Annotated in this window: 15 protein-coding genes; 11 read left to right on the plus strand and 4 right to left on the minus strand. The window is 72.3% G+C overall.

Annotated elements, in window-relative coordinates:
- Positions 1-15: 15 nt before the first annotated feature.
- From fabI to ASF49_RS06395, 3 genes are all read right to left on the minus strand, one after another.
- Complete coding sequence (gene fabI, locus ASF49_RS06385; RefSeq protein WP_056469522.1) at positions 16-858, minus strand: enoyl-ACP reductase FabI; 843 nt, start codon at positions 856-858, stop codon at positions 16-18.
- A gap of 171 nt (positions 859-1029) precedes the next feature.
- A complete protein-coding gene (locus ASF49_RS06390) occupies positions 1030-1965 on the minus strand; it encodes a DnaJ C-terminal domain-containing protein (RefSeq protein ID WP_056469523.1) in 936 nt (311 codons plus the stop codon).
- Between the two features lie 179 nt (positions 1966-2144).
- On the minus strand, positions 2145-2708 hold the full coding sequence (locus ASF49_RS06395; protein ID WP_082510927.1) for an RT0821/Lpp0805 family surface protein: 564 nt from the start codon (positions 2706-2708) through the stop codon (positions 2145-2147).
- 104 nt (positions 2709-2812) lie between these two features.
- Between ASF49_RS06395 and pdxH the strand changes: the two genes are divergently transcribed.
- The 6 genes from pdxH to ASF49_RS06425 all read left to right on the plus strand — a co-directional run bounded on the left by pdxH (position 2813) and on the right by ASF49_RS06425 (position 6882).
- Positions 2813-3481 carry a pyridoxamine 5'-phosphate oxidase gene (gene pdxH / locus ASF49_RS06400; protein WP_272481494.1) on the plus strand — a complete coding sequence of 223 codons (669 nt, stop codon included), beginning with the start codon at positions 2813-2815 and terminating at the stop codon, positions 3479-3481.
- Between the two features lie 196 nt (positions 3482-3677).
- Positions 3678-4400, plus strand: coding sequence for an SDR family NAD(P)-dependent oxidoreductase (locus tag ASF49_RS06405; protein ID WP_056469526.1), 723 nt, complete (start codon positions 3678-3680; stop codon positions 4398-4400).
- Entirely contained in the window at positions 4393-5532 is a 1140-nt protein-coding gene (locus tag ASF49_RS06410) for a hypothetical protein (RefSeq protein ID WP_056469529.1), read from the plus strand. Before ASF49_RS06405 ends, ASF49_RS06410 begins: the two co-directional genes overlap by 8 nt.
- Positions 5529-6005: an NUDIX hydrolase gene (locus ASF49_RS06415; RefSeq protein ID WP_056469533.1), complete on the plus strand. Its 477-nt coding sequence runs from the start codon at positions 5529-5531 to the stop codon at positions 6003-6005. The genes ASF49_RS06410 and ASF49_RS06415 overlap by 4 nt, the downstream gene beginning before the upstream one ends.
- Positions 6006-6052: 47 nt before the next feature.
- Positions 6053-6466 (plus strand): TIGR02301 family protein, encoded by a 414-nt coding sequence (locus tag ASF49_RS06420; protein ID WP_056469586.1) that lies wholly within the window; start codon positions 6053-6055, stop codon positions 6464-6466.
- Positions 6467-6627: 161 nt separating this feature from the next.
- A complete protein-coding gene (locus ASF49_RS06425; RefSeq protein WP_056469536.1) occupies positions 6628-6882 on the plus strand; it encodes a hypothetical protein in 255 nt (84 codons plus the stop codon).
- An 86-nt stretch (positions 6883-6968) separates the two neighbouring features.
- On the opposite strand, the gene ASF49_RS06430 is transcribed toward ASF49_RS06425, so the two are convergent.
- Positions 6969-8306 (minus strand): dihydroorotase, encoded by a 1338-nt coding sequence (locus tag ASF49_RS06430; protein ID WP_056469539.1) that lies wholly within the window; start codon positions 8304-8306, stop codon positions 6969-6971.
- A gap of 114 nt (positions 8307-8420) precedes the next feature.
- Here ASF49_RS06430 and ygfZ point away from each other — a divergent pair, with 114 nt between their 5' ends.
- From ygfZ to ASF49_RS06455, 5 genes are all read left to right on the plus strand, one after another.
- On the plus strand, positions 8421-9272 hold the full coding sequence (gene ygfZ, locus ASF49_RS06435) for a CAF17-like 4Fe-4S cluster assembly/insertion protein YgfZ (protein ID WP_056469542.1): 852 nt from the start codon (positions 8421-8423) through the stop codon (positions 9270-9272).
- Positions 9273-9321: 49 nt separating this feature from the next.
- Entirely contained in the window at positions 9322-9957 is a 636-nt protein-coding gene (locus ASF49_RS06440; protein ID WP_056469545.1) for a DNA-3-methyladenine glycosylase I, read from the plus strand.
- Entirely contained in the window at positions 9954-10556 is a 603-nt protein-coding gene (locus tag ASF49_RS06445) for an HD family hydrolase (RefSeq protein ID WP_056469548.1), read from the plus strand. The genes ASF49_RS06440 and ASF49_RS06445 overlap by 4 nt, the downstream gene beginning before the upstream one ends.
- Positions 10556-11089, plus strand: a complete 534-nt coding sequence (locus tag ASF49_RS06450; protein ID WP_056469551.1) for a tyrosine phosphatase family protein — start codon at positions 10556-10558, stop codon at positions 11087-11089. Before ASF49_RS06445 ends, ASF49_RS06450 begins: the two co-directional genes overlap by 1 nt.
- A 178-nt stretch (positions 11090-11267) precedes the next feature.
- The gene (locus ASF49_RS06455) at positions 11268-11546 is read left to right on the plus strand and encodes an exodeoxyribonuclease VII small subunit (RefSeq protein ID WP_056469553.1); all 279 of its coding nucleotides are present in this window, start codon (positions 11268-11270) and stop codon (positions 11544-11546) included.
- Positions 11547-11734: the final 188 nt, after the last annotated feature.

Here is an 11734-nt window from a genome sequence, read left to right on the forward strand (position 1 = left end):
GGGCGACGCCCGCCCTCAGTCCTTGTCGAGGCTGAGATCCGGGGCTTCCGGATTCTTCATGCCGACGACGTGGTAGCCGGCATCGACGTGGAGGATCTCGCCGGTCATGCCCTTGCTCATGTCCGAGACGAGGTAGGTCGCGGTCTCGCCGACCTCCTCGATGGTCACGGTGCGGCGGAGCGGCGCGTTGTACTCGTTCCACTTCAGGATGTAGCGGAAGTCGCCGATGCCGGAGGCGGCCAGCGTCTTGATCGGACCGGCCGAGATCGCGTTGACGCGGATCTTCGAGGGGCCGAGATCGGCGGCGAGGTAGCGCACGGAGGCCTCGAGCGCGGCCTTGGCCACGCCCATGACGTTGTAGTGCGGCATCCACTTCTCGGCGCCGTAATAGGTCAGCGTGAGGAGCGACCCGCCGTTCGGCATCAGCTTCTCGGCACGCTGGGCGATGGCCGTGAACGAGTAGCAGGAGATCAGGAGCGACTTGGTGAAGTTCGCCTCGGAGGTCTCGACGTAGCGGCCCGTCAGCTCGTCCTTGTCCGAGAAGGCGATGCAGTGGACGACGAAGTCGATGCCCTCGGGAAACACCTCGGCGGCGGCGGCGAAGACCGCGTCGATCGAGGCCGGATCGGTGACGTCGCAATGCCCGACCACGTGGGCGTCGAGTTCCCGCGCCAGGGGTTCGACGCGCTTCTTCAGGGCGTCGCCCTGGTAGGTGAAGGCGAGCTTGGCGCCGTGGGCGGCCGCACTCTTGGCGATGCCCCAGGCGATCGAGCGATTGTTGGCGACACCGAGCACCAGGCCGCGCTTGCCGGCGAGGAGACCGCCGACGTGATCGTGAACCGGGTGCGTGTCCGCCATGTGTCACCTGAGCCAGAGCCGTGGCGCGTGCCGACGGGTCCGTCGGGCGACGGATCGGCGTGTTCGCGCCGGGCATCCTTAGCGGAGGCGCGCCTGGGACGGAAGTCCGAGGTCTGACAGCGCCGGAGGGCCGTCGCGCGTCCGGCGAAGGCGCCCGATCGCGCGGCCCCGTCAGCCGGCCTTGGCCGCGCGCCGGGCCTGGGCGAACTGGATGAGTGCCGGGTCCTCGGCGCTGGGCAGGGTCACGGCCGTCACGGCGAGGAGGTCGCCCCGCGTTCCGTCCTTCCTCGGCAGGCCCTTGCCCCGGAGGCGGAAGGTGCGGCCCGAGCCGGTCATCGGCGGGATCTTCATCTCCACCGCGCCGGTGAGGGTCGGCACCCGGATCGGACCGCCGAGGATCGCGTCCTCCAGGGCCACCTCGACGCTGCCGCGCAGGTCCGCGCCGTCCACGGTGAAGCGGGCATGGGGCAGGATGCGGATGGTCAGCAGCGCGTCGCCGGGCGCACCCCGCAGGCCGCCGGAATTGCCGAGGCCGCGCAGGCGGATTGTCTGGCCGTCGACCACGCCCTTGGGCACGACCACGTCCACGTCGCGGCCGCCCGGCAGGGACAGGCGCAGCTTCTCCTCGCTGGCGACCTGCTCCAGGGTCACGCTCAGTTCGGCCGCCACGTCCTCGCCCTTGACGGGGCCGCGCTGCGGGCCGCCCGGCCCTGCGCCGGCCGCCCGGAAGGCGTCGCCGAACAGGTGGGAGAAGATGTCTTCGCCGATGCCGCCCCCTCCGGTGGGGCCGCGCCCGCGCGCGGCGCTCTCGAAATCGAAGCCCCCGCCCCCGCCGCCGCGACCGCCGCCGAACCCTCCGAAGCCCTCGAAGCCCGTGGCGCGCGGCTTGCCGTCCGCGTCGATCTCGCCGCGGTCGAACTGCGCGCGCTTGCCCGCATCGCCCAGGATCTCGTACGCGCTGTTGGCCTCCGCGAAGCGGTCCTTGGCCTTGGCGTCGTCCTGGTTGCGGTCGGGATGGTAGGCCTTCGCGAGCTTGCGGTAGGCCTTCTTGATGTCGGCTTCGCTGGCGCCCTTGGAGACGCCGAGCACATCGTAGGGATTTCGCATCGGTCTTCAGGATTCTCGGTGCCGCCTGGGACCGGGCACGGGCCCGGTTCCTTCGGATTCGTCTGTCATGTGGACGGCCTGTTGCTTCTCTGCAACGGTCTCGCGCGAGAATTCGCTGCGATTGGCGCGGCGTCAACGCTTCTGTTCGAACTGTGATCCGGCCGGACCTGCGGGAACCCTCAGGAGGATGCCTTGGAGGCCCGCACCTTGGTCAGGGTCCAGTCCCCGCCGGACGGCTTGCAGCCCGTGCCGCGCACGAAGCGGCTGCCGGCCGGGGAGATCACCGAGGCGAGGAAATCGCGGCAGACGAGGTCGTTGGCGACGTAGGGCAGGCCCGTCGGGTTCACCGAGCCGCGCAGGGTCGTCTCGGGGTTGTCCCACTTGACCGGGCGGCCGTTGCCCTGCGGATCGAGGGCGACGGCCAGGGCCGCGTTGGCACGGCGCCAGTCCTCGGCGCCGAGGTCGTTGCCGAACCCGAGCGGGCGCCTGTCGATGCTGCCCGTGCTCGTCGGCTCGTCCGGCAGCGCCGCGCTCGCCTTGTCGCCGCGCTTGGCCGCCTGCGCCACGGCGTCGGCCGCGGCCGTCCCCTCCGCCTGGAAGGTGATGATCGGCAGCCCGCAACCGCCGAGGCCGAGCAGCACGCTGAGGCCGATGGCCCGCGTGGCGCGCTGCGGCACGGTCCTCGACCGGCGGCGGACACGAATTTCTGGGACGGCCTGGGCTTTACAGTCGCGCCGACGCATTACACCTGATCTCAAACGACGTGTTGGGCCGAAAACGTTCGTGTCCCACGTCGGTGCCCCCGACCCGGATCTCACCACAGGATTACGCCTTGGAACGGTTAAGGATCGATGATCCCGCTTCCCGCAGCGCGGCCGGGGACGCCACGGGGTCGGGCGACGACTTCACCCGCGCCACCGATCCCTGGGCGCTGTTCACGGCCTGGATGGCCGAGGCCGAGGCCTCGGAACCCAACGATGCCAACGCGATGGCGCTGGCCACGGCCGGCGCCGACGGGCTGCCGGACGTGCGCATCGTGCTGCTGAAGGGCGTCGATGCGCGCGGATTCGTGTTCTACACCAACCTCGACTCCGCCAAGGGCGACGAACTGCGCGAGAATCCCCAGGCCGCCCTGGTGCTGCATTGGAAGAGCCTGGGCCGGCAGGTCCGCGCCCGCGGCCCGGTGACCCGGGTCACGGCCGAGGAGGCGGATGCCTACTTCGCCAGCCGCGCCCGCAACAGCCGCCTCGGCGCCCATGCGAGCCGCCAGTCGCGCCCGCTGGCCGACCGGGCGACCCTCGAGCGCGAGGTCGAGGCCCTGGCCGAGCGCTACGGGGAGGGCCCGGTGCCGCGCCCGGAGAACTGGACGGGCTTTCGCATCGCGCCGGTCTCGATCGAGTTCTGGCAGAACGGCCCGTTCCGCCTGCACGATCGCGTCCGCTTCACCCGCGACGGCGAGGCGTCCGGCGGCGGGACCTCCGGCGGGGTTTGGCGCGGGGCGCGTCTCTATCCCTGAGGCGGATCGACGGCCCTCCGCCTTCGGCGCGCCGGCACCTTGGTGCGTCGCGGGATGACCCTGGATTTTAGCACCCGCGCCCCTTAGACCTGAGCGTGGCGTGGGGGCTTCTCGGCGGCACGGCGGTCTCGCCGGCCGGACGCCTCCCGATCCTGAAGGAACGGTCTTGGCCTCATCCAACGAACGTCGGCGCATCATGCTGCTCACGGGGGCGAGCCGTGGGATCGGCCACGCCACCGTCAAACGGTTCTCGGCCGCCGGCTGGCGGGTGATCACCTGCTCGCGCCATCCCTTCCCGGAGAACTGTCCCTGGGAGATGGGTCCGGAGGATCACCTCCAGGTCGATCTGTCCGACCCCGAGGATACGGTGCGGGGCATCGAGGAGGTTGCCGGGCGCCTCGCCGCCGAGGGCGGTCTCCTGCACGCGCTCGTCAACAATGCCGGCATCTCGCCGAAGGGGCCGCAGGGCGAGCGCCTGGGCGCCATCGCCACCGAGTTCGGGGACTGGCAGCGGGTGTTCCAGGTCAACCTGTTCGCCCCCCTCCTCCTGGCGCGCGGCCTCTGCGAGGAACTGACCCGGGCCAAGGGCTCCATCGTCAACGTCACGTCGATCGCGGGCTCGCGCGTCCATCCCTTCGCGGGCGCCGCCTACGGCACCTCCAAGGCGGCCCTGGCCGGCCTGACCCGGGAGATGGCGAGCGATTTCGGACCCCTCGGCGTCCGCGTGAACGCGATCTCGCCGGGCGAGATCGACACCGCGATCCTGTCGCCGGGCACCGACAAGATCGTCGCCGGCATCCCGCAGCGCCGGCTCGGCACCCCCGACGAGGTCGCCAAGGCGATCTACTTCCTGTGCACCGAGGCCTCGTCCTACGTGAACGGCGCCGAGTTGCACATCAACGGCGGACAGCATGTCTGAACGGGGGACGCGCCGCGCGCTTCTCATCGGGCTCCTGATCGCCGCGACCCCCGCCTGGGCGGAGCCCTCGGTGACGATCCTCGACCTGCCTTTCCGGGCCCGCGCCCTGCGGGGGCCGGGCAGCGAGGTCGCCATCGCGGTGGCGACCTCCGGCCTGCTGCCCCTCGCACGAGCCCGCAACGCCAATCCCGCCGTGGTCGAGCCCGAGGCGCCGATCGCCGTGGTCTGGGGTGATTCCGGCGGCGCGGCCCTCAGCCTGGTCGACGGACAGGTGGCGACCACCTTGCTCGGTGCCGAGGCGGTGGAGGGACTGGCGGCCGCCGAGACCCCGCGCGGCGCCCTGCCCGGCTCCCGCCGCGCCGTCGCCGGTCCCTTGAGCGTGCACCTGGCGAACCCGGTGCCGGCCCTGGCCGGCGGCCCCGAGCAGGCCGGAAGCCTCGTCCTCCGCGAGCGTCAGCCCGTGGCGATGGGGGGCGATCCGAAGCCCGTGCCGGTGGCCACCACCACCCTCTCCGCCGCGCCCGACACGGCCTTCGCCCTGCGCCGGCCCCGGATCGGCCGGCTGGACGGCAGGCCCATCGTCCTCGCCGTCACGATCGCGCCCGCCGGCGGGGCCGCCCTCGCCCTGTTCGCCAAGGCCGAGCCCGGCGCGGGAACACCGCCCGGCACGGGCTGGACGCTGCTGGCGCGCGGTCCCGAGCAGCCCACGGGTCCGGGCGGCCAGCCCCTGAAGCCGGCCGCGATCGCGGATTTCTCCGGCACCGGCCAGCCTCAGGTCGCGGCCGTGGCGGCCCCCGACGGCGCCGGCCAGCTGCAGCTCTGGACCCTGGAGCCCGGCGCCCTGCGCCTGGCCCAGGAAGCGCCGGGCTACACCAACGTATCCCCCGGCGAGGGCGAGGCCGATCTCGCGGCCCTGGTCGAGCCGGAGCGCAAGGGTGCGCCCGAGCTCGCCCTGCCGATCGCGGACCGGAGTGCCGTGGCGATCCTCTCTCTCAAGGCGGGCATCCGCGAGCGGTGGCGCGCGCCCCTGCCCGGCCTCGCCGCCTTCGGCCTCGCCAGCCTCGGCCGGGGGCCGGGCACCCGCCTGCTCGTCGGCCTCGCCGACGGTCGCATCGCCGTGGTGACGCCGTGAGCGGAACCGAACCGGAGGCGGCCGAGTCGCGCCTGTTCCCGACGCGGCCCTTCGTCGGCACCTCGATCGCGGTCCTGCGCGACGACCGCGTGCTCCTCGCTGCCCGCGCCAACGAGCCGATGCGCGGCGTCTGGACCCTTCCCGGCGGCCTCGTCGAGGCGGGCGAGCCCCTGGCCGAGGCGGCCTTGCGCGAATTGCAGGAGGAGGTCGGGCTGTCGGCCGAGGTGGTGGGCGTGCTCAGCCCCACCGAGATCATCCTGCGCGATCCCGAGGGACGCGTGCGGCATCACTACGTGGTCCATCCTCACGCCGCCCTCTGGCACGGCGGCGAGCCGGAGGCCGGCCCGGAGGCCCTGGGCGTCCGCTGGGCCACGCTGGCCGAGCTCGAGACCCTGGCGACCACGCCCGGCCTCGCCGGAACCGTCCGCGAGGCCTTCGCCCGGGCGGCCCGGCACGAGGAGCCGACGGCGTGAGGGTGCGTGATGCGGGACTCGCGGTCGCGGCCGGCCTCGCCGTGCTGATGGCCGTGCCGAATGCCGGCTTCGCACAGCAATCCCGCGGCGGCTCGTCCCGGGCGGCCCCGAAGCCGGCCGAGAAGGAGAAGGAGCCGCAGCCCCCGCCCGAGCCGCCGCCCGCGCCCTACGACCGGGACCTGCTCCGTCTCTCGGAGGTCATCGGCTCCCTCGCCTTCCTGCGCGACCTCTGCGCCGCCCCGGACGCCCCCGAATGGCCGGCCCGGATGAAGGCTCTGATGGAGGCCGAGGGCGTGACCCCAGGCCGGCGCGACCGTCTCGCCGGCGCCTACAATCGCGGCTATCGCGGCTACAGCCTGACCTACCGGGTCTGTACCCCCGCCGCGACCGAGGCGGCCGCCCGCTACGTGGCCGAGGGCGAGCGCCTGTCGCACGCCCTGGCGAGCCGGTTCGGCGGGTAATGATGCCGTGCGGCCACAGGGTGCGCGCGGCGCGCGAAAACGAAGAATTTGAGCGCCCGCGTTAACCGCTTCGCAATTCCTGGCTTTGCGAACCTGACCGATCGCCCTATCCTCGTGGTTACTCGCCGGGTCGTTCACCGGCGCAAACGATGATGTGGCCCATGCACATGGATACGGTTTCCGCGCCCTTCGAGGCGGATCTCGACGACAAGCGCGTCGCTCTGGGCTACGTCTCGGAAGCCTTCGCCGAGGGTTGTCTCGACGGTCTCGATGGCGACTGCATGGCCCAGGCCGCCCTGTTCGCGGCGTTCCAGGAACTCGTCACGACCTATGGCGAGGAGGCGACCGCCCGCTACGCCGAGGGCTTCCCGGACCGCATTCGCGGCGGCGCCTTCACCACCAGCCCGCAGCATTGACGACACCGCCCGTCGCCCGCTTCGGCGCGACGGTGTGACGACCACGGGGCAGGCGCCGGGCGCCTGCCCTTTTTGCTGCTCCGGCCTCAGGCCGGAAGCAGGGCCTCCTCGAACAGCACCGCCTCGCCGCGGGACGGCGCAGTCAGGGCCCCCTCCCACATCACGCTGTGGCCGCGCACCAGGGTGCCCACCGGCCAGCCCGTCACGGTGATCCCGTCATAGGGCGTCCAGCCGCATTTCGAGGCGATCCACGCGTTGCGGATGGTCTCGCGACGTTTCAGGTCCACCAGAGTCACGTCGGCGTCGTAGCCCACCGCGAGCCGGCCCTTCCGGGCGATGCCGAACAGGCGCTTCGGGCCGGCGCTGGTGAGGTCGACGAAGCGGGCCAGCGACAGCCGGCCGGCGGCGACGTGGTCGAGCATGATCGGCACCAGGGTCTGTACCCCCGTCATGCCCGAGGGCGAATCCGGGTAGGGCTTGGCCTTCTCCTCCAGCAGGTGCGGTGCGTGGTCGGAGCCGAGGATGTCGGCGACGCCCTGCGAGAGCCCGTGCCAGATGCCGTCGCGGTGGTCGGCGCCGCGCACCGGCGGGTTCATCTGCACCAGGGTGCCGAGGCGGGCATAGGCCTCGTCGCCGTCCAGGGTGAGGTGGTGGGGGGTCACCTCGCAGGTCGCCACGTCCTTGGCCCCGGCGAGATAGGCCATCTCCTCCTTCGTCGAGATGTGCAAGATGTGGATGCGCGCGCCGGTGGCCCGGGCGATGCGCACGAGGCGCTGCGTCGCCTTCAGGGCCGCCTCGGGCGAGCGCCAGACCGGATGCGAGGACGGGTCGCCCGGCACGCGCCGGTCCTTCTGCGCCCGCAGCATCGGCTCGTCCTCGGCATGGAAGGCGGCGCGTCGGCGGGTGCGCTTCAGGATCTCGGTGACGCCGGCATCGTCCTCGACCAGCAGCGAGCCGGTGGAGGATCCGACGAATACCTTGATGCCGGCCGCCCCGGGCAGGCGCTCGAGTTCGGGAACCAGATGGGCGTTCTCGTGGGTGCCGCCGACCCAGAACGCGAAGTCGCAATGCATCCGGTGGTGCGCCCGGGCGACCTTGTCGGCGAGCGCCTCGGCGCTGGTGGTGAGCGGATTGGTGTTCGGCATCTCGAACACCGTGGTGACGCCGCCCATGACGGCCGCGCGCGAGCCCGACTCGAGGTCCTCCTTGTGGTCGAGCCCCGGCTCGCGGAAATGCACCTGGCTGTCGATGATTCCGGGCAGCAGGTGCAGGCCGGTGCAGTCGCGCCGCTCGGCGGCTTGCGCCTGCGCCAGATCGCCGATCGCCGCGATGCGTCCGGCACGGATGCCGAGATCGGCTCGGGTCGCACCGTCCTGGTTCACCACGGTGCCGCCGGTGAGGAGGAGGTCGAAGGGCTGGTCCATTCCGGATCTCCTGGGGCCGTCCGCGGGTCGGACGCGCATTGAGACGGGGTCGCGGGCGGCTTATGTCAGCCCCGGACGGCGCGCAATGCCGCCGCCGCTCGTGAAGGAGTCGTCATGCCGATCGCCCTGCTGCCGGACCGCGCCGTCGTCACCGTCTCGGGCGAGGATGCGACGAGCTTCCTGCAGGGCGTGGTGACCTGCAACGTCGAGACCCTGGAGCCCGGCGAGGCTCGCCTCGGCGCCCTGCTCACGCCCCAGGGCAAGATCCTGTTCGACTTCCTCGTCGCGCGCACGGCCGACGGCTTCCAGCTCGATGCCGCTGCCGAGCAGGCGCCCGGCCTCGCCAAGCGTCTCGGGCTCTACCGCCTGCGCGCCAAGGTGACGATCGCCCTCGACCCGACCCTCGGCGTCGCGGCCGCCTGGGACGGCGCGGAGACCGCCGCGGCGGTGACCCGCCTGCGCGACGGCCGTCTCGGGACGCTGGGCGAGCGCCTGATCTTCCGGCTCGGCGCCTTCTCGGCGGACGCGACGGAGGCCGACTACCACGCCCACCGCATCGGCCTCGGCATCCCGGAGGGCGGGCGCGACTTCCCCTGGTCCGATGCCTTCCCGCACGAAGCGCTGATGGACCAGCTCGGCGGCGTCGACTTCCGCAAGGGCTGCTATGTCGGCCAGGAGGTGGTCTCGCGCATGCAGCATCGCGGCACGGCCCGGACGCGGATCGTCTCGCTGGTGGCGGTCTCGGACCAGGCCCTGGAGGGCGGGGTCGAGATCACCGCCGGGCAGCGCGCGCTCGGCACCGTCGGCAGCGTCGCGGGCCGGCGCGCCCTCGGTACCTTGCGCCTCGACCGCCTCGCCGACGCCCTGGCGGCGGGCGAGCCCCTGCGGGCGGGCGCGGTTCCGATCGGCGTCGAGAAGCCGGCCTTCGCCACCTTCGCCTTCCCCGGGACTGCCCCGGCCGGTTGAGGGCGCCACGACATCGACGCGCGGGCCGCGCCCGGCTAAACCCTCGCCGATGCCCACCGATCCCTCCGGCCTGCTCCACCATCCCGACGGCTGCGCCCGCTGCTGGTGGGCCGGGCTCGACCCCGTCTACGTCGCCTACCACGACACCGAGTGGGGCGTGCCCGAGCGGGACGGCCGCGCCCTCTACGAGAAGCTGATCCTCGACGGCTTCCAGGCCGGCCTGTCCTGGATCACCATCCTGCGCCGTCGCGAGGGTTTCCGTCGCGCCTTCGCGGGCTTCGACCCGGAGGTGATCGCGCGCTTCACGGACGCGGACGTGGCCCGCCTGATGCAGGATACCGGCATCATCCGGAACCGGGCCAAGATCGTCGGCACCATCGCGGGTGCCCGGGCCTACCTCGCAATCGAGGCGCGTGGGCCGGGCTTCTCGACCTTCCTCTGGGACTTCGTCGACGGCGCGCCGGTCCAGGGCACCGCGCAGGATCGCCGGGGCATCGCCACCGAAACCGAAGTCTCGCGAAAGCTGTCCAAGGCCTTGAAGGCGGAGGGTTTCACCTTCTGCGGGCCGACCATCGTCCATGCCTTCATGCAGGCGGTGGGCCTCGTCAACGATCACCTCGTCGGCTGCCACCGGCATGCCCCCTGCGCCGCTCTCGGGGATCGGACGATCGGGAGCGCGGCATGAGCGGCGACCGCGGCCGCGCCTGGCAGCGGATGCTGTCGGGACGGCGCCTCGACCTCCTCGACCCGGCCCCGCGCGACGTCGAGATCGCCGACATCGCCCACGGGCTCGCCCGCGTCGCCCGCTGGAACGGGCAGACGGCCGGGCCGCACGTCTTCTCGGTGGCCCAGCATGCCCTGCTGGTGGAGGCCATCGGCCGTGCGCGGGCGCCGGATCTGGCCGGCGCCGCCTGCCTCGAACTGCTGCTGCACGATGCTCCCGAATACGTCATCGGCGACATCATCTCCCCCTTCAAGGCGGCCATCGGCGATTCCTACAAGGCGGTGGAGCGCCGGCTGCTCATAGCCATCCGCCAGCGCTTCGGCCTGGCCGAGCCCGGTCCGGAGCTGTCCGCCCTGGTCAAGCTGGCCGACGGCATCGCCGCCTCTCACGAGGCGACGCGCCTGGCCGGGTTCTCCGAGGCCGAGGCCGATGCGATCTTCGGGGTCCGCGTGCCCCTCGGTCCCGAGGCCGAGGCGCTGCTGGCGCCCTGGCCCACCGGGGTGGCGCAGGCGCGCTTCCTCGCCCGCTTCCAGGCCCTCGCGCAACCGGATCCCGCCTGATGCCGCATCTCCAGGTCTGCCCCCTGTCGCGCCTGCCCGAGACCCTGGACGCCTCGGGCGCGACCCACCTGATGACCTTGATGAAGGTCGGTACCGCCATCGCCCGGCCCGAGGGCATCGCGGAGGGGCGCCACTGCGTGGTCGAGGTCAGCGACATCGTCGCGCCGATGGACGGGCACGTCACGCCGGGCGAGGTCCACGTCGCGCAGATCCTCGACTTCGCCAGGGCCTGGGACCAGGCGCGCCCCCTGTTGATCCACTGCTACGCCGGCATCAGCCGCTCGACGGCGGCCGCCTACATCGCCGCCTGCGCCCTGGCGCCGGAGCGCAACGAGGCCGAGATCGCCCGGTCCCTGCGCCTGGCGGCCCCGTCCGCGACGCCCAACGCCCTGTTCGTGGCCATCGCCGACCGCCTGCTGGAGCGGGACGGTCGCATGGTCGCGGCGATCGCGGAGATCGGGCGCGGCGCCGAGGCCTTCGAGGGCGAACCGTTCCGCCTCGCATTCGCATCCGACACTCGGGTCGCCGGTTAAGGCACTGACGGACAGTCCTGTTCGGCGCTGTCGGCTCCGCCCGAGGCGTGCGCAGCGAGGCACCGAGACTGTGGCGCAAACGCCGCCCCGGACGACGAAACGACGATCCGCCAGCCGGATCGGGTTGTCGGCTTCCGGGGCGGGGGCTTAGACCGTCCAAATCACGGGGTAGTTTAGAATGAGTGTCACGCGACCCGCCGTTGCGTCGACGTCCGGTACGGACGAGCCGAGCCTCGACCTGCCCTTCGAGAAGGCACTGGAGCAGCTCGAGGACATCGTGCGCCGCCTGGAGAAGGGGGATGTGCCCCTCGACGAGTCGGTGGCGATCTACGAGCGCGGCGAGGCGCTGAAGCGCCATTGCGAGGGCCTGCTTCAGAAGGCCGAGGCACGCATCCAGAAGATCACCCTGGGTCCCGACGGCAGGGCGGCGGGCGTCGCCCCCCTCGACGTCGACTAGGGAGCGGTCCCGCTCCCGAACGAAATAATTCATCGGCGCCAAATCATTGCGCGCATGTTTTCCCTCCGGGCGTGAGGTTGGTTCGGTGTCACGGCAAGAAACCTCGCGAGACAAGGGCTCGCAAGACAAGAGCGTGCAGGACAAGGCCTCGCCGGGCCTGGGGCCGGCGGCGTCGGTGTCGTCCTCGG

Source organism: Methylobacterium sp. Leaf104, assembly GCF_001422885.1.
In the GTDB taxonomy this organism is placed as follows: domain Bacteria; phylum Pseudomonadota; class Alphaproteobacteria; order Rhizobiales; family Beijerinckiaceae; genus Methylobacterium.